A 21,523-nucleotide genomic window follows, 5' to 3' on the forward strand; every position below is an offset into this window, starting at 1 on the left:
AGATTCCACCTCACGATGGACACCCTTGCCTTCGGCTAACAGTTCCTACTGCCAAGTCTGTAGTGGACTTTCACCACCAAGTTATTGCCCATGCCGGGCGCACCATGAAACAAGCCTGTTGCATCCATTATGGTGCAACAGGCTTGCTTTTTTGTTTTGGAGAAATTGATCTTCTCCAATTTCTCAGGCAGAACCCAGCGCCCCCGCCGGAGACGCTCCGCTGGGAGCTGGCAGCGCACTTCCAAAGGCTCCCCTGAGTCAGGGGAGCTGGCAGCCGCAAGGCTGACTGAGGGGTTGACCGTCTAACCACCTGTGGATTAGGCTTGCCAGCCTGGCGGGGACGCTTCCCGCTGGGGGTTTCTTTTGAGCGGGCAAAAGAAACCAAAACCCGCTTAGGGCGTTCCCCCCTAAGGACCTCCCTTGGGGTACGGGGCTGGAACTGCGTCAATCCTATGGCCGGCCCTGGCCCCGGTGGGGTCACATAGATGGCCTGGCAAGTCTATAGAAAGCATTTCCTTCTCTGTGAGACTGTTCCTCTGTTTCCAGGGCCTTACCCCGGTGTGCGGCGTTCCCGCCGCCGGGAGCAAGGCCCTCGGCAACTGGGAACAGTTGCACACCAAGGTAAGGCCCGAAAGACAGCAGTTTTATTTGCCGTAGAAGCAGGTACTTACAAAGGAATTGCCATGCCATCCATGTGACCCCACCAGTCTAAGGGCTGAAAAGAGAAGGTTGCACACTCCATCTAGTACCGCGGGGTGGATTCCACAAGGCGGGGGAAGGCCCCGCCTTTGGCGATTCTTTCCCCGATTTCTCATCGGGGAGAAATCGGGCCCAGCGGAGCGTCCCCGGCTGGGGCGCAGGTTTGTACCTGTGTCATTGAAATGGGTCAATCTCTCAACAAAAAAGGTGGAAGAACCTTCCATAGGCTCTTCCACCTCTCTTATTTTGCGTATTGGCTGCGCCCAATCTTGAACAGGTCATTGCCCTGGCTATCCACGGCCACGGTGAGGGGCAGATTCTCCACCTCCATGCGCTTGACCGACTCACAGCCCAGCTCGTCAAAGGCGATGACCTGGGCGGTCTTGATGCACTTGGCAATAAGGGCCCCGGCGCCGCCCACGGCGGCAAAGTAACAGGCCCCGTTGCGCACGATGGCGTCCACCACATCCTGGGAGCGCTCCCCCTTGCCAATCATGGCGGTGAGTCCCAGGTCCAGCAGCCGGGGGGCAAAGCCGTCCATCCGTCCGGCGGTGGTGGGGCCGCAGGCCCCCACGGCCATGCCCTGCTGGCCCGGGGTGGGTCCGGCATAGTAGATAACGGCGCCTTTCAGCTCAAAGGGCAGGGGCTTGCCCTCGTCCAGCAGCTGGAAAATGCGCTTGTGGGCGGCATCCCGGGCGGTGTAGATGGTGCCGGACAAGAGCACCCGGTCCCCCGCTCTCAGCTCTCCCAGTACCTGGGGCAGCTGGTCGGTGGTCAGTACCTTGGTCTCACTCATGGCTCTCCTCCTGTTCCGCCTCTTCGGTCTGGACCTCTTCTCCCTGCTCGCCCTGTTCCTGGAGTCTCTGGGCAGCCTCATCGGCCTGGTCGAACTGGACCCCCATCTCCCCCAGCTCTCGAATCTGCTGGAAGAGGCGGTCCATCTCGGTTCTCAGGTTGCTGTACCCGCTGAGGACCTGGTCCAGCCACTGACGGGTGTCGGTCTGAATCTTCTCCGCCTTGGTCTTGGCCTGCTCAATGGTCTCCTGGGCCTTGTGGTGGGCATCCAGCTCCACGGTGGCCACATAGTCCTTGAGCTGGTCGTACTTCTGGGCCATGGGCTCCATCTCGTCCACCTGGCCGTGGAGGCGACCCAGCTCCAGCCGGGCAGCGGCCAGCTTGGTCTCGGTCTGGCTCAGCTCGCCCCGCAGACGGGCCAGAGCCCGGGTGGACTCTTCCAGAGAGGCCCGCACCTTGGCCTCCTCGGCGGACACACTGCCGTGGGCCTGGCGGAGGGCGTCCATTTCCTGCTGAAGTCTGCGCTCGTTCTCCCGAGCGCGCTTCAGCTCGGCCTCCACCCCTGCCATCTCGCTGCGGTGCTGGGCGGCCAGCCGATCCATGTAGTGGAGCACATCTCCCCGGTGAAAGCCAGCCAGAGAGGTGCGAAATCGTTCAATTACGGGTTCCATGTCGGTTCCCCTTTCTCAAAAATTGGCCTATCCGCCCCCTTCCCGGAACAGACCCAGCCCTTCTTTGTGGATATTTTACCACAATCCCCCACATGTGACAATGTTTTTTCCCATTGCCCTTCCACCCTGTTGTATTTTCCTTCAAGCTAGGATATAATGGGCTAGACTTTTCGGAATATAGGAATTCAAGTGACAAGGAGTATACCATATGGGAAACATCTGGCATGATATGGACCCAAAGCGCATCTCTCCCGAGGACTTTATCGCGGTGATTGAGATCCCCCAGGGCAGCAAGAAAAAGTATGAGCTGGACAAGGCCACAGGTATGATCATCCTGGACCGCATCCTCCACACCTCCACCCACTACCCCGCCAACTACGGCTTCATCCCCCGCACCTACGGCGACGACGGGGACCCCCTGGACGTGCTGGTGCTGTGCTCAGAAGACCTGGACCCCCTGACTCTGGTCCGCTGCTACCCCATCGGCTACATCTCCATGCTGGACGGCGGCAAGCGGGACGAGAAGATCGTGGCCATCCCCTTCAACGACCCCACCTATAATACCACCAAGGACCTGTGCGACCTGCCCGCCCACAAGTTTGATGAGATGTCCCACTTCTTCTCGGTGTACAAGGCCCTGGAGGGCAAGGAGACCGTGGCCGGAGAGGTCAACGACCGGGCCGCCGCCGTGAAGATCATTGCCGAGGCCATCTCCAACTACCGGGACACGTTCTGCTGAGCCCGGCATATCATAATATAGACGAGGGAGAACGATTTCATGGATAAAATCATTACCTTTGCCGTCCCCTGCTACAATTCAGCGGCCTACATGGACCACTGTGTGGAGACCCTGCTCAAAGGGGGCGAGGACATTGAGATCATCCTGGTGGACGACGGCTCCACCAAGGATAACACGCATGAGAAGTGCGACGAGTGGGCCGCCAAGTACCCGGACATCATCCGGGCCATCCACCAGGAAAACGGCGGACACGGCGAGGGCGTCAACCAGGGCATCCGCAACGCCCGCGGCCTATATTATAAGGTGGTGGACTCCGACGACTGGCTGGACGAGACCGCCCTGCACACGGTGATGGACCAGCTGCGCCAGTTTGCCCACATGCCCGCCCCGGTGGACATGGTGGTGGCCAACTACGTCTATGAGCACGTGGAGGACAACACCCGTAAGGCGGTGAACTACAAAAATGTGTTCCCCACCGGCCGCATCTTCACCTGGGACGAGATTCGCCACTTCCGCACCTCCCAGTACCTGCTGATGCACTCGGTGATCTACCGCACCCAGTTGCTGCGGGACTGTGGTCTGGAGCTGCCCAAGCACACCTTCTATGTGGATAACATCTTTGTCTACCAGCCCCTGCCCTACGTGAAGACCATCTACTACCTCAATGTGGACCTGTACCGCTACTTCATCGGCCGGGCCGACCAGAGCGTCAACGAGTCGGTGATGGCCGGGCGCATTGACCAGCAGGTGCGGGTCACCCGCCTGATGATTGCCGCCCACGATGTGCTGGCCATCAAGGCCAGTCAGCCCCGCCTGGGCCGGTATATGCTGGGCTATCTGTCCATGATGATGACGATTTCTTCCATTTTTGCCGTGATTGCCAACACTCCAGAGTCTCTGGGGATGCGCACCGAGCTGTGGGAGTATCTGCGGCAGAAGGACCCCGCCCTCTACCGCCGCTGCCGCTACCGCGCCACCAACGCCGCCACCAACATCCCCGGTTACCAGGGCCGAAAGTTGTCTGTTTCACTCTATCGCATGGCTAGAAAAATATACAAATTTAATTGATTCGTCAATCCCTGGGAGTAGAAGCTTCTATTTCCAGGGATTTTGCATAAATTACGCAATTATTTTCCTAGCAGGATGCTACCCCTTTTCTAGTTGCAATTTTACAGAAAGATGCTATACTGTAAGGCGTTGGGGTTCAGGCTGTACACAGCAAATCCATCCCCCAACGATAAATTAGGAGGTTACTCATTTTGCCGGACGACCCATCTATATTGCCCAAGCTTCTGGTCCTCATGGTTCTGATCTTGGTCAACGCCTTTTTCGCCGCCGCCGAGATCGCCGTCATCTCCCTGTCCGAAACCAAGCTGAAAAAGCAGGCGGAGGAAGGAGATAAGAAAGCCAAGAAGCTCCTGGCCTTAACCCAGGCGCCCGACCATTTCCTCTCCGCGATTCAAATCGCCATCACCCTGGCAGGCTTCCTGTCCTCCGCCTTTGCCGCCGACAGCTTTTCCGGTCCCCTTGTGCATTGGCTGGTGGCCCGAGGCGTGACCCAGATTCCCGCCGGGACCCTGAACACCATCACCGTCATCATCATCACCATCATCCTCTCCTACTTCAGCCTGGTGCTGGGCGAACTGGTGCCCAAGCGCATCGCCATGAAGAAGACGGAGGCGGTGGCCCGGATGACCGTAGGCCCTGTGTGCGTCATCGCCACGGTGTGCCGCCCCATCATCTGGCTGCTGTCCAAGTCCACCAACGGGGTGCTGCGCCTGCTGCACATCGACCCCCGTGCCGACGAGGAAGAGGTGTCTGAGGACGAGATCCGCATGATGGTGGATTTGGGCGAGGAGCGGGGCACCATTGAAACCGCCGAGAAGGAGCTCATTGAGAACATCTTTGAGTTCAACAACTCCACCGCCGAGGATGTGATGGTCCACCGCACCGACATGGTGATGATCTGGGCCGGGGACACCCCCGAGGAGATTTTGAACACCATTCGGCAGTCCGGTCTGTCCCGCTTCCCCGTCTACGAGGAGGACGCCGACGACATTGTGGGTATCTTATCCACCCGGGTCTACCTGCTCAATACCCAGCAGGCACACCCCAAGCCCCTGCGGGAGCTGCTCTACCCCGCCTACTTCGTTCCTGAATCGGTGCGCACCGACGTGCTGTTCCGGGATATGCAGAGCAAAAAGGTCCACCTGGCCATTGTGGTGGACGAATACGGCGGGACCTCTGGTCTGGTGACCATGGAGGACCTGCTGGAAGAGATCGTGGGCAACATCTACGACGAGTTCGACCCCCAGGATGAGGCCGATCTGGTCCAGTTGGACGACAACCTCTGGCAGGTCTCCGGCTCCTGTGACCTGGACCAACTGGCGCAGGCTCTGGACATCACCTTCCCCGAGGACCAGGAGTTCGATACTCTGGGCGGCCTGGTCTTTGCCCAACTGTCTGTGATTCCCTCCGACGGCGAACAGCTGGAACTGGACGCCTACGGGCTTCACATCAAGGTGCTCAACTTCACCGACCGACGGGTGGAGCTGGCCCAAGTCTCCAAGCTCCCTCCCCAAGAGGAGGAGGCCAAACAACACTGATTTTCAGTGCTTCTATTGTAGATGAGCAGGGCTCCTGGCCTTGTTTTTCTAATAGATCTTTTAGGTATGGTGCGCCACCCCGCACCATTCCCACCCTGTAAATGACAGAACGGAGGAAACATTTCTATGCGAAAGACAAAGATTATTTGTACCCTGGGCCCTGCTTCCGACAGCGAGGAGATGATTGAGAAGCTCATCCTCACCGGCATGAACGCCGCCCGCTTCAACTTCTCCCACGGCACCCACGAGTCCCACCTGGCCGTCCTCACCCGCGTGAAGAACGTCCGGGATCGTCTGGGCTGCCCCGTGGCCACCATTCTGGACACCAAGGGCCCTGAGATTCGCATTCGTTCTTTTGCCAACGGCAAGATCGAGCTGGCCGATGGCGATACCTTCACCCTGACCACCCGCGAGGTGGACGGCGACAACACCATCGTGTCCGTGACCTACCCCAACCTGCACAACGAGGTGTCCGTGGGCACCCACCTGCTCATTGACGACGGCCTGGTGGACATCGAGGTCACCGAAATCAAGGGTCAGGACATCATCTGCAACGTAGTCACTGGCGGCCCCCTGTCCAACAACAAGTCCATCAACATCCCCAACACCCACATCTCCCTGCCCGCTCTGACCGAGAAGGACAAGAGCGATCTGAAGTTCGCCGTGGAGAACGACTTCGACTTCGTTGCCGCCTCCTTTGTGCGTCAGGCCTCCGACGTGGAGGAGATCCGTGCCGTTCTGGACTCCCACGGCGGCCAGCACATCGGCATCATCGCCAAGATCGAAAACCAGGAGGGCGTGGACAATCTGGAGGAGATCCTCAAGGTTGCCGATGGCCTGATGGTGGCCCGTGGCGACCTGGGCGTGGAGATCCCCGCTCAGGACGTGCCCGTCATCCAGAAGCGCATGATCAAGGCTGCTATCGCCCAGGGCAAGCACGTGGTCACCGCCACCCAGATGCTGGACTCCATGATCCGCAACCCCCGTCCCACCCGTGCTGAGGTGTCCGACGTGGCCAACGCCGTGTTCGACGGCACCGGCTGCGTGATGCTCTCCGGTGAGACCGCCTCCGGCAAGCACCCCGTGGAGGCCCTGCAGACCATGGTGGACATCGTCACCACCGCTGAGAACTCCACCAATTACTGGAAGCGCTTCACCAAGTCCACCGTGGACCACACCGCTTCCATCACCGATGCCATCAGCCACACCGCCTGCCTGACCGCCATGGACCTGAAGGCCTCCGCCATCCTCACTGCCACCGAGACCGGTCACACCGCCCGCATGACCACTCGGTATCGTCCCGGCTGCCTGGTGGCCGCCCTGACCACCAACGAGCGTGTCCGCCGTCAGCTGGCCATCACCTGGGGCGTGGCTCCCTACCTGTCCGGCACCGTGGACTCCACCGACCGTCTGTTCTCTCTGTGTGTGGAATCCGCCAAGAAGGAGGGCGTTGTCCAGGAGGGTGATACCGTGGTTATCACCGCTGGCGTGCCCATCGGCAAGAGCGGCTCTACCAACCTGATCAAGGCTCAGGTCGTAAAGTAAGTTCATATTAGCCATACTAAAGGGGGACGGTGTACCACCGTCCCCCTTCGTGGTCTTGCCAAAGAAGTCCCAGGACTTCTTTGGCGAAAAAGACTGCATGACGGATGGGGCTCGATTTCTGACGAAAAAGTCACCCCACCCGTCATGAGAAGTGTCATTTCCCCGGCACATGTCCGTGGAAATGACGGGATTTCAATTTATTCCGTCATCTGCGGATGACGGAACTCTGCGAGGCTCCGAACCCCGAGAGTTTTTCCACAGCCTGAAAAAGGGGACGGTGTGCCACCGTCCCCCTTCGTGCTATTTCTTGAAATGGAGGCTTACTCCCTTGAACATTTTCGACATCATGGGCCCCATCATGGTGGGCCCAGCCCCAGCGGCCAGGGCCGCCGGGGACCCCGTGATTTTATTTGCGCAGCGGAAGTGAATTCCGCTTTGCGCCAAGGTTTTTGACTTGTCCAAGTCAAAAACGCTTGTACGCCGCACCCGCGGCGGGGCTGGACGGCCCCACACCCCCACTCTTTTTACAAAGGCGGAATGCTTTTTGAACATCTTTGATATTATGGGCCCCATCATGGTGGGTCCATCCAGCTCCCATACCGCTGGCGCCGCCCGCATGGGTCGGGTGGCCCGGCATCTGTTGGGCAGCCAGCCGGTGAAGGCGGACATTCAGCTCCACGGCTCCTTTGCCGCCACCGGCTCCGGCCACGGCACCGACCGGGCCATTGTGGCGGGGCTCTTAGATCTGGCCCCCGACCATCCGGGTATCCCCCACAGCTTTGAGCTGGCCCGTCAGGCGGGCATGGCGGTGTCCATCCGCCCAGTAGACCTGCCTGGGGCTCACCCCAACACCGCCGTGCTCCACCTCACCGACCAGCAGGGCCGCACCCTCACCGTCTCCGCCTCCTCGCTGGGCGGTGGCCGCATCCGGGTCAACGCCATTGACGGCATGGAGGCCTCCTTCTCCGGGGAGCTGCCCACCCTCATCATTCGCAACCAGGACCGGCCGGGCATCGTCTCCCAGGTCAGCCAAATGCTCTCGGACCACATGGCCAACATCGCCACCATGCAGCTCTACCGGGACCGCCGTGGCGGTCTGGCGGTGATGGTGCTGGAGTGCGACAACCACCTCTCCCCCGCTCTGGTCCAGGAGCTGTCCCATCTGGACGGGGTGGAGCGGTGTACCTATCTCAACATGGAGGGCTGCTGATATGGCTTTTCAATCCGTCGAACATCTCATAGACTGCGCCCAGCACCAGCCCCTGTGGCAGGCGGTGCTGCTGGACGACTGCCAGGACCGGGACGTCACCCAGGAAGAGAGCTTTGCCCGCATGGAGGCCCTGTGGCAGGCCATGGTGGAATCCGTGGAGAACTACGACCCCCAGCGCCGCTCTGCCTCCGGCTTGTCCGGCGGCCAGGGCGAGAAGATGGCTCAGGCCCAGAACACCCTGTGTGGGCCGGACATGCAGCAGGTCATCGCCACCGCCTTGAAAGTGGGCGAGCACAACGCCTGTATGGGCCGCATTGTGGCCGCCCCCACCGCTGGGGCCAGCGGGGTGATGCCCGCCGTCCTCCTCCCCCTGTGGAAGCGGGAAGGCCTGTCCACCCACACCATGGTGGAGTGCCTGTACGTGGCCGCCGGATTCGGTCAGGTCATCGCCACCAGGGCCTCCATCTCCGGGGCCGAGGGAGGCTGTCAGGCGGAGATTGGCTCCGCCTCCGGCATGGCCGCCGCCGCTCTGGTCCACGCCCGGGGCGGCTGCGCCCAGCAGATGGCCGCCGCCTGCGCCATGGCCCTGCAAAACGTGCTGGGCCTGGTGTGCGACCCGGTGGCGGGCCTGGTGGAAGTGCCCTGTGTGAAACGCAATGTCATGGGCGCCGTCAACGCCATGGCCTGCGCCGACATGGCTCTGGCGGGCATCGTGGGCGCCATTCCCTGCGACCAGGTCATTGACGCCATGGACGCTGTGGGCCGCACCCTCCCCTCCGCACTGCGGGAGACCGGCAAGGGCGGCTTGGCCGCCACCCCCGCCGGACGGGCCATTGCCCAGCAGCAGATTACCCCCGCCCCCTGAGCAATTACAGCTTCTTCAGGTCCCCAATGACCCCCTGAATCATACTCTCCGGCACCCAGCTGGAGAGAAAGGCGGCCAGCTGCTCCAAGGTCACGGTGCGGGCCGCCCCCTTCACCGGGTGTTTGGACAGCATGGGAATTTTCCGCTGGAACACGCTGCGGCTGCGGGGGTTATCCCACAGCTCTCCCAATGTAATCTGATTGTTGCGCAAGTCCATGTTTCATCACCTCACTCCCATCCTATGCGCCACACCCCCCACCTTTGACAGGAGGAATTGTCATGTCGAAACGCCATCGTTCCCCCGGCCCCAAGCCCCACCCCTTTGAGCGAAAGGGACTGCTGTACACGGTGTACTTTGTGCTGCGTGTGCTGGTGGTCCTCATGCTGGTGGCCGCCGTATTCAATCAAAACTACGAAAATGTGGCCCTGTGTGTCCTCACCCTGGTGCTGTTCATGCTCCCCTCCGCCTTCGAGCGGCGGCTGCGCATTGAACTGCCGGACACTCTGGAGATCATCATTCTGCTGTTTATCTTCGCCGCGGAGATTCTGGGCGAAATTCAGGACTACTACATCACCTTCCCCTACTGGGACACCATGCTCCACACCACCAACGGCTTTTTGTGCGCCGCCATCGGCTTTGCCCTGGTGGACATTCTCAACCGCACCGAACGGGTCTCTCTGAACTTGAGCCCCTTCTACATGGCAGTGGTGGCCTTCTGCTTCTCCATGACCGTGGGGGTGATGTGGGAGTTCTTCGAGTTCGCCATGGACCACTTTCTCCACTTTGACATGCAGAAAGACACCATCTTGAACGCCTTTTCCACGGTGAATCTGGACCCCAATCACGGCACCGCCGCCATCATGGTGGACGGCATCCAGGACGTGATTCTGGTGATGGAGGATGGCACCCAGCGCGCCTTGGGGCTGGGCGGATACCTGGATATCGGCCTCATTGACACCATGGCGGACCTGTTCGTCAATTTCATCGGTGCGGTCATCTTCTCCATCATCGGCTTTTTCTATGTCAAGGGCCGTGGTCGCAGCCGCTTTGCCCCTCGGTTCATCCCCCAGGTTCTCCCCGAAGAAACCTCCTCCCAGGAGGAATAATCCCCCTGCATTTGGTGCATACTGCTCTTGGAATCTAAAACCAGGAGGTCAATGTCATGTACGAACAACCCAATCCCAGCATCAAATGCACCGTCTCCAGCTGTGCCCACCACAAGAACCAGTCCTGCACCCTCAACGAGATTCAGGTGGGCTGCTGCCAGAACAAGGTGGGCTGCTGCCAGGACACCGAGTGTGCGTCCTTCCAGCTGGGGACCACCAACAGCTGCCACTAAAAACTGGCGGGAAAAGGCGCAGCCTTTTCCCACCGATTTTGCACCCTGCTGCGCGCAAAGTTTGGCTGCAAAGGGCGCAGCCAAATTCACACTTGCAGGGCGAGAAGTATGTTCTCCCAGGCACATGTCCTGGGAGAACATAGATTTCAATTGATTTCCCCGCCTGCGGGCGGGGAAATTCTGCGAGGCTAAGTCCTGGATGTGAACACACATCCAGGGCTTTTTTACATATCACCAAAATTTCATTTACATCATCACACTATTTCGGTAGAGTGTAAAATTTTCGTCCCGCCGCATTTTAGTCATTGACAAACGGAGGGAAAGGGTCTATCATGGCTTTAATAGTCTAAAGCAAATAGTTGTCAACTGCGACGATCAGGCCAGTAACCCCCTTGTCGGCAGCCCAGAGAGAAGGCGTTTGGTGCAAGTCCTTCCTGCTGTGGGTGTGGTGAATCTCCCCTGGAAGCAGTCCGGCTGAACTCTCTGAGAGAAAGTAGGCAGGATCGGCCCCCGCCGTTATCGGGATCAAGTGCCCCCTGAGTGGGGGAATTTAGGTGGTACCGCGGAGCGCAGCTTCGTCCTAATGGAGGATGAAGTTGCGTTCTTTTTCTATCCAAAGGAGGGTTTAGCATGTTAATGAGGGGTTCTCAAATTGTGATGGAGTGTCTGCTGGAGCAGGGCGTGGACACGGTGTTCGGCTATCCGGGAGGTACCATTCTCAACATTTACGATGAGTTTGAGCTCCACGGCTACAAGGACAAAATTCACCACTACCTCACCTCCCATGAGCAGGGAGCCAGCCATGCCGCCGACGGCTACGCCCGGTCCACCGGAAAGGTGGGTGTATGCTTTGCCACCTCCGGCCCCGGCGCCACCAACCTGGTCACTGGCATCGCCACCGCCTACTACGACTCCTCCCCGGTGGTGTTCATCACCTGCAACGTCAGCGAGAACCTCATCGGCAAGGACTCCTTCCAGGAGGTGGACATCACCGGTATCACCATGCCCATCACCAAGTGCAACTACCTGGTCAAGGACGTGGGTCAGCTGGCCGACGTCATCCGGGAGGCCTTCGCCATCGCCCGCTCCGGCCGTCCCGGCCCGGTGCTGGTGGATATCGCCAAGAACGTCACCGCCGCCACGGCGGACTACCAATACCTGCCCGTGTCCGAGCACCCCAACCACGGCCGCCTGGCCAACCTGATGCGGCGCACCGGCCGAGACCTGGGCACGCCGGAGCCGGACCACGGGGACATTCAGAAGCTGCTGGATTTGATTGCCCAGGCAGAACGCCCCATGGTACTGGTGGGAGGCGGCGTCATCCGCTCCCGGGGCGCCGTACCCGAGTTCCGCAAGTTCATTGAGACCCTGGACGCCCCGGTGGGCTCCACCATCATGGGCGGCGGCGCCTGTCCCGGCGACCACCCCCTGTTCACCGGCATGGTGGGTATGCACGGCTCCCACGCCTCCAACATCGCCACCACCGAGTGCGATCTGCTCATTGCCATCGGCTGCCGCTTCTCGGACCGGGTGGCCACCGACCCCGCCATCTTCGCCAAACAGGCCAAAATCGTACATATCGACATTGACCGGGCGGAGATCGACAAAAACGTCCTCACCTACCACCACATCATCGGAGACGCCCGGCGTGTGCTGGAGCTGCTCAACGCCCAGCTTCCCCCCCACGACTACACCCAGTGGAAGGCCCAGGTGTTCTCCCGCAAGGAGCTGCCCCTGAAAAAGGACGATGTGCTCCACGCCCACGAGGTGCTGGAGACCATCCAGGACCTCACCGACGGCAAGGCCATCATCGCCACCGACGTGGGCCAGCATCAGATGTGGTCCTGTCAATACTACCACTTCTCCCGCCCCGGCCAGCTGCTCACCAGCGGCGGCTTCGGCACCATGGGCTTCGGCCTGGGGGCCGCCATGGGAGCCAAGGTGGGCAACCCGGACCAGATCGTGGTCCACTGCACCGGAGACGGCTGCTTCCGCATGAACTGCCATGAGCTGGCCACCTTAGAGCATTACCACATCCCGGTGATCACCGTCATCTTCAACAACGGCACTCTGGGCATGGTTCGCCAGTGGCAGAACCTCATCTATAACAAGCGATTCTCCCAGACCGACCTGGACCGCGGCCCCGACTTTGTCAAGCTGGCCGAGGCCTACGGCCTCAAGGGCTTCCGGGCCGGAACCCAGGCGGAATTTGAAGAGGCCTTCCGTCAGGCCCTTCAGGCCGGCTGCGGCTGCGTCATCGACTGTGCCATCCGCATGGATGCCATGGTCCACCCCATGGTCAGTGCCGGTACCCCCGTCACCGACTTCATCTTGGACTGAGAGGAGGGCCACTATGAACAATCCCGTTACCCGACACACCCTGTCTGTACTGGTGGAAAACACCCCCGGCGTCCTCTCCCAGGTCTCCCGGCTCTTCTCCCGCAAGGGGTACAACATCGAGTCTCTGGCCGTGGGCACCACCGACGACCCCGAGGTGTCCCGTATCACCATTGAGGTGACCTGCGACAACCTGATGATCGAGCAGATCATCAACCAGCTGCGCAAGCTCTTCTGTGTCTACTCCGTGCGACTGCTTCCCCCCGCCTCCTCCATTCGGAGGGAGCTGGTGCTCATCAAGGTCAAGGCCGAGGGCCGGGACGTGCGCAACGAGGTGATTCAGATCGCCAACATCTTCCGTGCCACCATCATCGACGTGTCCACCAAGAGCCTGACCCTGGCGGTCATCGGCCAGGAGTCCAAGGACGACGCTCTGGAAAAGCTTCTGTGTGAGTTCGGCATCCTCGAGCTGGTGCGCACCGGTATGGTGGCTTTGGAGCGCGGCGAGGCCACCATCAACGACAACGACGACAACAAAGAGACCGACGAATTTGATCTTGGTAAAAATGTGCTCTAATTTTACATATTCAACCTTCAAAGGAGTGTTTTATCATGGCTAAGATGTACTACGAAAAGGATTGCGACCTCAACTACCTCACTGGCAAGAAGATTGCCATCGTGGGTTACGGCTCCCAGGGCCACGCCCACGCCATGAATCTGCGTGATTCCGGCTGTGACGTGATCATCGGCCTGTACAAGGGCGGCAAGAGCTGGCCCGTGGCAGAGAAGGACGGCTTCACCGTTATGGAGACCGCCGAGGCCACCAAGATCGCCGATATCATCATGATCCTCATCAACGACGAGCGTCAGGCCGATATGTATAAGAAGGACATCGCCCCCTACCTCACCGCCGGCAAGGCCCTGGCCTTCGCCCACGGCTTCAACATCCACTACGGCCAGATCAAGCCCCCCGCCGACGTGGACGTGTTCATGATCGCCCCCAAGGGCCCCGGCCACACCGTCCGCTCCCAGTTCGTGGCGGGCAAGGGCGTGCCCTGCCTCATCGCCGTGGAGCAGGACGCCACCGGAAACGCCTACCAGATCGGCCTGGCCTATGCCGCTGGCATCGGCGGCGCCCGTGGCGGCGTGATGGAGACCACCTTCGCCGACGAGACCGAGACCGACCTGTTCGGTGAGCAGGCCGTGCTGTGCGGCGGCGTGGTGGAGCTGATGCGCCTGGGCTTCGAGACCCTGGTGGAGGCCGGTTACGCCCCTGAGAACGCCTACTTCGAGTGCATCCACGAGATGAAGCTGATCATCGACCTCATTAACAAGGGCGGCGTAGCCATGATGAACTACTCCATCTCCGACACCGCCGAGTACGGCGAGTACGTCTCCGGCCCCCGTGTCCTGCCCTACGAGCAGACCAAGGCCAACATGAAGGCCGTGCTCACCGACATCCAGAACGGCAAGTTCGCCGGGGCCTGGATTGCCGAGAACAAGAATGGCCGCACCTTCTTCAACGCCTCCCGCCGCCAGCTGGCCCGCCACCCCATGGAGACCGTGGGCGCCGAGCTGCGTAAGAATATGCTGTGGGGCGACGACGCCGATCCCGACACCGCTTCCAACTAATTCAAAACCTCAAAAGCGGCCTGACCCCCTAGGGCCAGGCCGCTGTTACTTCTCTTTTTGTTCCTCTGCCCTGGAATATCCCTGCCAGCCTGGCAGGGACGCTCCGCTGGGGTCTCTTTCTCAGCGATGAGAAAGAGACGAAAGAATCGCCAAAGGCGGGGCCTTCCCCCGCCTTGTGGAATCCACCCCGCGGTACGGGGTGGATGTGCGTCTTTCTCTGTTCGGCCCTTGGCCCGGTGGGGTCACATAGATGGCGTGGAGATTCTACCGAACGTACCTGCTTCTCTGTGTGGTTGCCCTTCTGTTGCCAGGGCCTTACCCTGGTGTGCAACTGTTCCCAGTTGCCGGAAGCCTAGCTGACGGCGGCGGGAACGCCGCTTCTCCAGGGTAGGCCCGGATATAGAAACCGCCCAGCCATAGGGCCCGCTGCCCAAGGTGGCCTGGTGTGGTGGCAGTACAAGGTGCCACAGCAAGGGTAACGGGCCGAACGTAGTCTTGACGCATTTACAGCCTTGCACCCCAGGGGGGTACTTAGGGGGGAACGCCCTAAGCGGGTTTTGGTTCCTTTTGCCCGTTCAAAAGGAACCCCCAGCGGGAAGCGTCCCCGCCAGGCTGGCAAGCCTGTACCCGAGGACAAATAGAACAGCACTCCCGCCATCTGCCGGATGGCTCACCCCTTCCTCTATCTATGGGAAGTTTTCCATACAAAAACTACTCAAAGGAGTTTTTCCCTATGCGCTCTGATGTTGTGAAAAAAGGCATCCCCGCCGCCCCCAACCGCTCCCTGCTCTACGCCCTGGGTTACACCAAGGAGGAGCTGGAGCGGCCTCTCATCGGCGTGGTATGCTCCTATAACGAGATCGTCCCCGGCCACATGAACCTGGACAAGATCGCCGAAGCCGTGAAGGCCGGTGTCCGGGCCGCCGGAGGCACCCCCGTGGAAGTGCCCGCCATCGCCGTGTGCGACGGCATCGCCATGGGCCACGTAGGCATGAAGTACTCCCTGGTCACCCGGGACCTCATTGCCGACTCCACCGAGGCCCTGGCCATGGCCCACCAGTTCGACGGCCTGGTGATGATCCCCAACTGTGACAAGAACGTCCCCGGCCTGCTCATGGCAGCTGCCCGGGTGAACATCCCCACCATCTTCTGCTCCGGCGGCCCCATGCTGGCAGGCAAGCTGCCCGACGGTCGCCGCACCTGCCTGTCCCACATGTTTGAAGCCGTGGGCGCCTACTACGCCGACAAGCTGGACGAGGCCGGGGTGGAGGAGTACGAGAACGCCGCCTGTCCCACCTGCGGCTCCTGCTCCGGCATGTACACCGCCAACTCCATGAACTGCCTCACCGAGGCCATCGGCATGGGCCTCAGAGGCAACGGCACCATCCCCGCCGTGTGGTCCGCCCGTCTGCGTCTGGCCAAGCACGCCGGTATGCAGGTGATGGAACTGGTGAAGCGAGACATCAAGCCCCGGGATATCATGACCCCCGCAGCCTTCCACAACGCCGAGACGGTGGACATGGCCCTGGGCTGCTCCACCAACACCATGCTCCACCTGCCCGCCATCGCCCACGAGTGCGGCATTGAGCTGGATTTGGATATGTCCAACCAGATTTCCGCCAACACCCCCAACCTGTGCCACCTGGCCCCCGCCGGGGAGAGCTACATGGAGGACCTGGAGCAGGCAGGCGGCGTGTACGCCGTCATGGCCGAGCTGACCAAGAAGGGCCTTCTCAACACCGACGTGATGACCGTCACCGGCAAGACCATGGGTGAAAATCTGGAGGGCGTTGTGAACCGGGACCCGGAGACCATCCGCCCCATCGACCACCCCTACTCCGCCGACGGCGGCATCGCCGTCCTGAAGGGCAATCTGGCCCCCGAGGGCTGCGTGGTCAAGCGCTCCGCCGTGGCCCCTGAGATGATGACCCACCAGGGCCCCGCCCGGGTCTTTGACTGCGAGGACGACGCCATTGAGGCCATCTACGCCGGGAAGATCGTCCCCGGCGACGTGGTGGTCATCCGCTACGAGGGCCCCAAGGGCGGCCCCGGTATGCGGGAAATGCTCAACCCCACCTCCGCCATTGTGGGCATGGGCCTGGGCTCCTCGGTGGCCCTCATCACCGATGGCCGCTTCTCCGGCGCCACCCGTGGCGCTGCCATCGGCCACGTGTGCCCCGAGGCCGCGCAGGGCGGCCCCATCGCCCTGGTGGAGGACGGCGACCTCATCACCGTGGATATTACGGGCTGCGCCATCACCCTCCACGTGGACGAGGAAACTCTGGCCGCCCGAAAGGCCGCCTGGGTGTGCCCGCCTCCCAAGGTGACCACTGGTTATCTGGCCCGGTACGCCAAGCTGGTGACCTCCGCCAGCCGGGGCGCTGTGCTGGAGTAAGCAGCGTTTCTCTCTTCCATAATGTCAAACATGCCCGGCGCATCCTGAGGGAGCGCCGGGCATGTTCTTTCATTCCATTTCCAGATTTGGGTTGATGCGCCGGACATAGGCATCAAATTGTGGCACCGTAAAGTCGATTTCTCCGTGTGATGTGGGATAAATCATGCCCTTGCTGATGAGTTGTGCCCGGATGGGGGAGATGGAGGACACCGACTTATTCATCAGTTTCGCCACATTGGCAATGGTACAGGGGAGCTTGCCGCACTTGACCATAGCAGCGATAAATGCCTTTTCCCGTGGGGTACACCGCTGGTAGCGCACAGCGAAAAATCCCTTGTCCAGCAGCTCCCAGAACTTCGGCTCAGCCTCTTGGACATCCTCCAAGGTAATCGTGGGCTTGTCCGGAGTGACTTGCCACACAGAACTGCACATCTGCTGGATGAAATACGGATAGCCCCCTGTCTGGGCTATGATATGCTCCACAGCGGCGCTGTCATACGCCACCTCAAAGTCCTCCGCAGGCACCGTAATCGCTGCGGCAGCCTCCTCCGGTTTCAGCGGTCCCACTACTTCATACTGAAACAGCCGCTCGGCATAGGAGCACGCCTCCCCCACCTCCTGTAAAATCTTAGGAAGGCCCGCACAAAAGGCCATAATGGGCAGTCGCAGCTGATTGCAGCGGTGTAGGGCCACGATGAGACCCGCAATTTCCTCTCGTCTCAGATATTGCATCTCGTCAATAAACAGACAAATGGTGTCTCCGGAACTCTGAGCGGCCTTGCCCAGCTGGGTCATCAGATCGGTCAGGTCGTTGGAATACACCCCACTGACAAACCCCGCCTCGGGGTCCACCCCAAAGGAAACTTCCCCCTCCTCCAGCTTATACTGGATGCGAAACGCCTTCAGGAGGGCAAGAAACCTGCGGGCAAAATCCTTTGCCGTGGTCTGAAAGCTCACCTCGTGGGCAATGCGTTGTAGAGAGACCAGCAGATTTTGGGTGAATTTCCCATCCGAATCCGCCTCGATGTGGTCAAATAAAATCCCATAGCCCTCCGCACTGTTCTCGATGGTGTTGAGGAGAACGGTTTTTCCCACTCCACGTAATCCATAATAAATCATGGACTGCTGGGGATATCTTTTTTGAAGCGCCAGCAAGCTCTGCTCCGCATGGGAGATTAGCCCCTCACGCCCCGCCAAATACGAGGGCATGAATCCGGCCCCTGGCGTATAGGGATTCGAATGCGTCATGGTAAACCTCCTTCGCCACAGCAGCGATACGAATCTATTGCAAAATATACGGTTTTTTTCGCCCTGTGTTTCCTTGTTCTTCCTGAGTATAGTATACCCCTTGGGGTATGTCTCTGTCAATGGACGTTCCTCGCAAAAAGGCTGCAACAGGCACCTTCCGGGTGTCTGTTGCAGCCTTTTACACGATATTTCGCCAAATGCCCCAGAGCAGAAGCACCACGGCCATGCCGCTCCACACCAGGGTCTCCCACCGGGCGGTGGGGACGCTGCCCCGGCGGACATACACCACGGCACGATAGCCCAGCAGCCCCCCCAGGAGGGGCAGCAAAAGGAGCAGGACCGGATTGGCCTTCCAGGCCCCGGAAACGTCCAGCCGCAACAGGGCCAGACACATGCGGGTCACACCACACCCGGGACATTGCAGCCCAGTGATGGCGTGGAAGGGGCAGGGAATGGACAGGTGGGTCAAGTTGACCCACAGGGCATACCCTATCCCTACCGCCGCCACCAGCAACAGCCCGGTGAGCAGGCGGTGCAGTCGCTGTCCAGGGGTCATGGTCAGAAGTTGGGGGTATACTTGTTCAGCTCATTTTGGATGAGGGCCAGGGTAACCAGGCCAAATCCAAAGATATTGAGCAGCAGGAAGATGATGGGGAAAGAACCGGGGGCCACGCCGTGGTCGCCTCGGGCGCCATCCAGCTTATCGCCCATGCTCCATGCCCAGTAGTAGCCGTAGATGCCACAGGTGATCAGGCTGAACACCAGGGACAACCCGCCGGAGGTTCCGGGGCGGTTGGTAACTCGGCCCACATCGTCGGTGGCCACCACGAACCAGTACATCCCGTAAATGCCGCAGGTGATGATGGACAGGACAATACACTTGGCAATGCTTCTGTTTTGACTCATGTCGATCTCTCCTTTCTCTTGCCCTCAGGATACCATAGCCCAGGTGGTTTGTCTATAAAAATCGCCCGTCAGAGCAGCTCTGACGGGCGGTGTTTTTTTAGGGGATTTGACTAAATTCTCGTGCTTTAGCCCTGCTTCAGCGCCTGGGCCAGCTGGTCGGGGCAGGAGGTGGGCTTGGAGCCGCAGTGGATGCCCTCCATGCGGGAGATGGCCTCCTCACAGGTCATGCCCACCAACAGGGAGGAAATACCCTGGAGGTTTCCGTTGCAGCCGCCCACCACGCGCACGGCCTTGATGACGTCGTTGTCCACGTCAATTTCCATCTCGCGGGAGCAGACGCCCCGGGGGATATAGTGAATGGTTTTCATAGTCATATTCTCCTTCCTGGTGCATAGGCTTGTCTAGGGCGTATCTGAAAACAAAGGAATCGACGAATTTTCCACTAGCAACAGACAGATACAAGGCAAAAAACGCAGGAATCCTGGATGGATTCCCAGGATTTTTAACGCAGTAGCTGGCGTTGATGGTTGGAAAAGTCAAGAATTCCGGCTTTTCAGATCGCCCTCAGGTCACAGAACGATCAGGCCATAGCGGTTGCTCAGTTCCCGCAGCTCCTCGGCGTCCAAGTCGCCGGTGCCGTCATAAAAGGCCCGGCCCTGGTAGTAGCGCAGGGCCTGCTCCAACAGCTGAGGCACGTCCGACCACAGGCACAGGGCCTTGTTGACGGCGTACTGGTGCTCGGCGAAGATGTCCACGTCGTCCTGCTCCAGAATGGAGATCTTCACAGCGCCCACCGGGTCGTCCTCCGCCTCGATGATGTCCTCCAGCAGCTTGGGGGTGCACTCCAGTTCCTCTCCCACGTCCACCGTACGGGTGACAAAACAGGGGGAGGTGCCGGTGGCACAGGGGATGACGTCGGGGTCCTTTTCCTGCACCACATAGGGGTAGGTCACCACGTCCCCGTCCACCACGTAAAACAGCGGCACGCTGGCATAGCGGGACAGCTCTTCCAGCTGCTCCAGGGCCAGCTCCTTGGGACAGTTGAGGCCAAAGGCGGCGGCGCCCATGCCCTCTGCCACAAACAGGGCGGCCAGCATATGCACCCGGGTGGCGGACTCGCCCTCCTCGTTGCAGGACCAGGACACCCACAGGGGGCCGTAGCCCAGCTCTCGGGCGGCCAGAATGGCGGCCCGGCACTCGGCCATGCCGATCATGCAGTTGATGTGTACAGGGCCCTGTCCCGCCCCCAGCTGGGCACGGTATTCCTCTACCAGGTGGTCAAATTCCGCCTCTCCGGCGGGTGGCACGTCCAGCCCCAGAGGGCCGACACGCCGCTGAAATATGGGAACCGCTGCATCCATGTGTTCCATGTTGTACTCCTTCATTTTGGTTGGGTCTCAGTGTTGCTTGCGCAGTCTTTCTAAGGGGGTAGTATATCAAATTCTGTCGTCCATGGCAAGGGCATCCCCCAACAAAAGGGGGAGCAGAGGCTCGAACAAGACCCCCTCCCGCACGTCGGTGCCCAGGGCAGCGGTGTAGGAGGCACAGCGGGTGATGAAGTGGGCCGCTCGGCTCACACCCCGCTCCAGGCTCTCCCCCATCACCAGGCTGCCCGTGAGCACAGCGGCAAACAGGTCTCCGGTGCCCGGGTACTCCCCGGGCGCCCGCACCGCCACAGTGGTGCCGCTGGCTCCCGTGGTGTGGTCAAACCACACCGCTCCGGTATAGCCCGGCTCGGGGGTCACCCCGGTGACCACCACCGACCGCTGTCCCTGGCCGGACAGCTCCACGGCCAGGTCTTCCCCCCGCTGGTCCAGCAGAGCATCGGGAGCCAGACCCAGGAGAATGGCCGCCTCGGTGAGGTTGGGGGTGATCACATGGGCCTTCTGGCACAGGTCCCCCATGGCCTGGGCCATCTCGGTGGTGATGGAGGTATACAGCTTGCCGTGGTCTCCCAGCACCGGGTCCACCACCACCTGGGTGTTCTCCCCGGACAGCCGCTCCACCGCCTCCATGGCCTGGTGGATTTGGGCAGCGCTGGCCATGTATCCGGTGTAAATGCCGTCAAAGCGCAGGCCCAGCTCCTCCCAGTGGCGCAGGGTGCCGTCCACCTGCCCGGTGAGGTCGGTGCGCTGGACGGGACCAAAGCCGCCGGTATGGGTGGAGAGCACCGTCCCCGGCAGGGGACAGCACTGCATGCCCATCACCGACAGCACCGGGAGAATCACCGCCAGGGAACACCGCCCATAGCAGGACAGATCGTGTATGGCCGCTACCTTTCGCATTTGCATCTACCTCATCTTCGTTTTACACACCATTATACCCTCCCCACTGGGGAGTGGCAACGGGCTTTCTTTACAAACTCGCCCGCCCTTGCTATACTGGAAAAAAGCAAAAACCACAGATTCTAAGGAGGATTTCCATGAAACAGCTCGCTTGTTTTCTCACAGCCGGCGCCATGCTCCTCACCCTGTGCGCATGCTCTGGCTCCCCCGCTTCTTCCCCCTCTCCCGACCCCACGCCCACGGTGGAGCC

The 21,523-nt window shown here is 60.5% G+C and carries 21 protein-coding genes and 1 other annotated feature; of the genes, 12 read left to right on the forward strand and 9 right to left on the reverse strand.

All coding sequences use genetic code 11. The annotated features are described in order from the left end of the window. Positions 1-940 precede the first annotated feature (940 nt). The gene (locus B5F12_RS10170; protein WP_087234020.1) at positions 941-1,495 is read right to left on the reverse strand and encodes a Fe-S-containing hydro-lyase; all 555 of its coding nucleotides are present in this window, start codon (positions 1,493-1,495) and stop codon (positions 941-943) included. Further along, positions 1,488-2,165: a hypothetical protein gene (locus B5F12_RS10175; protein WP_087234022.1), complete on the reverse strand. Its 678-nt coding sequence runs from the start codon at positions 2,163-2,165 to the stop codon at positions 1,488-1,490. Before B5F12_RS10175 ends, B5F12_RS10170 begins: the two co-directional genes overlap by 8 nt. A 208-nt stretch (positions 2,166-2,373) precedes the next feature. Between B5F12_RS10175 and B5F12_RS10180 the strand changes: the two genes are divergently transcribed. The 6 genes from B5F12_RS10180 to sdaAA all read left to right on the forward strand — a co-directional run bounded on the left by B5F12_RS10180 (position 2,374) and on the right by sdaAA (position 9,130). Next, positions 2,374-2,904 (forward strand): inorganic diphosphatase, encoded by a 531-nt coding sequence (locus tag B5F12_RS10180; protein ID WP_087234024.1) that lies wholly within the window; start codon positions 2,374-2,376, stop codon positions 2,902-2,904. Positions 2,905-2,943: 39 nt separating this feature from the next. Continuing rightward, positions 2,944-3,972: a glycosyltransferase family A protein gene (locus B5F12_RS10185; RefSeq protein ID WP_087234026.1), complete on the forward strand. Its 1,029-nt coding sequence runs from the start codon at positions 2,944-2,946 to the stop codon at positions 3,970-3,972. A 191-nt stretch (positions 3,973-4,163) separates the two neighbouring features. After that, positions 4,164-5,510 (forward strand): hemolysin family protein, encoded by a 1,347-nt coding sequence (locus tag B5F12_RS10190; RefSeq protein WP_242954944.1) that lies wholly within the window; start codon positions 4,164-4,166, stop codon positions 5,508-5,510. Between the two features lie 126 nt (positions 5,511-5,636). After that, the gene (gene pyk, locus B5F12_RS10195) at positions 5,637-7,055 is read left to right on the forward strand and encodes a pyruvate kinase (RefSeq protein ID WP_204210531.1); all 1,419 of its coding nucleotides are present in this window, start codon (positions 5,637-5,639) and stop codon (positions 7,053-7,055) included. 544 nt (positions 7,056-7,599) lie between these two features. After that, entirely contained in the window at positions 7,600-8,265 is a 666-nt protein-coding gene (gene sdaAB, locus B5F12_RS10200) for an L-serine ammonia-lyase, iron-sulfur-dependent subunit beta (RefSeq protein WP_087234030.1), read from the forward strand. Between the two features lies 1 nt (position 8,266). Then, the gene (sdaAA, locus tag B5F12_RS10205; RefSeq protein ID WP_087234032.1) at positions 8,267-9,130 is read left to right on the forward strand and encodes an L-serine ammonia-lyase, iron-sulfur-dependent, subunit alpha; all 864 of its coding nucleotides are present in this window, start codon (positions 8,267-8,269) and stop codon (positions 9,128-9,130) included. A 4-nt stretch (positions 9,131-9,134) separates the two neighbouring features. Here sdaAA and B5F12_RS10210 read toward each other — a convergent pair whose 3' ends face one another. Beyond that, positions 9,135-9,347, reverse strand: coding sequence for a hypothetical protein (locus B5F12_RS10210; RefSeq protein WP_087234034.1), 213 nt, complete (start codon positions 9,345-9,347; stop codon positions 9,135-9,137). A 62-nt stretch (positions 9,348-9,409) separates the two neighbouring features. On the opposite strand from B5F12_RS10210, the gene B5F12_RS10215 reads away from it, so the two are divergent. The 6 genes from B5F12_RS10215 to ilvD all read left to right on the forward strand — a co-directional run bounded on the left by B5F12_RS10215 (position 9,410) and on the right by ilvD (position 16,834). Then, positions 9,410-10,237 carry a hypothetical protein gene (locus B5F12_RS10215; RefSeq protein WP_087234036.1) on the forward strand — a complete coding sequence of 276 codons (828 nt, stop codon included), beginning with the start codon at positions 9,410-9,412 and terminating at the stop codon, positions 10,235-10,237. Between the two features lie 56 nt (positions 10,238-10,293). Beyond that, entirely contained in the window at positions 10,294-10,470 is a 177-nt protein-coding gene (locus B5F12_RS10220) for a DUF1540 domain-containing protein (RefSeq protein ID WP_087234038.1), read from the forward strand. 362 nt (positions 10,471-10,832) lie between these two features. Next, positions 10,833-11,056 (forward strand) — a binding site (T-box leader). Between the two features lie 44 nt (positions 11,057-11,100). Next, entirely contained in the window at positions 11,101-12,810 is a 1,710-nt protein-coding gene (gene ilvB, locus B5F12_RS10225; protein WP_087234040.1) for a biosynthetic-type acetolactate synthase large subunit, read from the forward strand. A 13-nt stretch (positions 12,811-12,823) separates the two neighbouring features. Further along, positions 12,824-13,384 carry an acetolactate synthase small subunit gene (gene ilvN, locus B5F12_RS10230; RefSeq protein WP_087234042.1) on the forward strand — a complete coding sequence of 187 codons (561 nt, stop codon included), beginning with the start codon at positions 12,824-12,826 and terminating at the stop codon, positions 13,382-13,384. Positions 13,385-13,419: 35 nt separating this feature from the next. Continuing rightward, positions 13,420-14,439: a ketol-acid reductoisomerase gene (gene ilvC, locus B5F12_RS10235; protein ID WP_087234044.1), complete on the forward strand. Its 1,020-nt coding sequence runs from the start codon at positions 13,420-13,422 to the stop codon at positions 14,437-14,439. Positions 14,440-15,172: 733 nt separating this feature from the next. Then, positions 15,173-16,834: a dihydroxy-acid dehydratase gene (ilvD, locus tag B5F12_RS10240; protein WP_087234046.1), complete on the forward strand. Its 1,662-nt coding sequence runs from the start codon at positions 15,173-15,175 to the stop codon at positions 16,832-16,834. 69 nt (positions 16,835-16,903) lie between these two features. Here ilvD and B5F12_RS10245 read toward each other — a convergent pair whose 3' ends face one another. From B5F12_RS10245 to B5F12_RS10270, 6 genes are all read right to left on the reverse strand, one after another. Further along, the gene (locus B5F12_RS10245; RefSeq protein WP_158096800.1) at positions 16,904-18,082 is read right to left on the reverse strand and encodes an ATP-binding protein; all 1,179 of its coding nucleotides are present in this window, start codon (positions 18,080-18,082) and stop codon (positions 16,904-16,906) included. Between the two features lie 178 nt (positions 18,083-18,260). Next, positions 18,261-18,638, reverse strand: coding sequence for a DUF2752 domain-containing protein (locus B5F12_RS10250; RefSeq protein ID WP_087234051.1), 378 nt, complete (start codon positions 18,636-18,638; stop codon positions 18,261-18,263). A gap of 2 nt (positions 18,639-18,640) precedes the next feature. Further along, positions 18,641-18,988: a DUF4234 domain-containing protein gene (locus B5F12_RS10255; protein WP_087234053.1), complete on the reverse strand. Its 348-nt coding sequence runs from the start codon at positions 18,986-18,988 to the stop codon at positions 18,641-18,643. A gap of 125 nt (positions 18,989-19,113) precedes the next feature. Beyond that, on the reverse strand, positions 19,114-19,356 hold the full coding sequence (locus B5F12_RS10260; protein WP_087234056.1) for a TIGR03905 family TSCPD domain-containing protein: 243 nt from the start codon (positions 19,354-19,356) through the stop codon (positions 19,114-19,116). A 201-nt stretch (positions 19,357-19,557) separates the two neighbouring features. Beyond that, positions 19,558-20,358, reverse strand: a complete 801-nt coding sequence (locus B5F12_RS10265) for a homocysteine S-methyltransferase family protein (protein WP_143482380.1) — start codon at positions 20,356-20,358, stop codon at positions 19,558-19,560. A 66-nt stretch (positions 20,359-20,424) separates the two neighbouring features. Continuing rightward, positions 20,425-21,273: a pyridoxamine kinase gene (locus tag B5F12_RS10270; RefSeq protein ID WP_087234060.1), complete on the reverse strand. Its 849-nt coding sequence runs from the start codon at positions 21,271-21,273 to the stop codon at positions 20,425-20,427. Between the last annotated feature and the right edge of the window lie 250 nt (positions 21,274-21,523).

The sequence above is a fragment of the Pseudoflavonifractor sp. An176 genome, assembly GCF_002160435.1.
In the GTDB taxonomy this organism is placed as follows: Bacteria; Bacillota; Clostridia; order Oscillospirales; family Oscillospiraceae; genus Enterenecus; species Enterenecus faecium.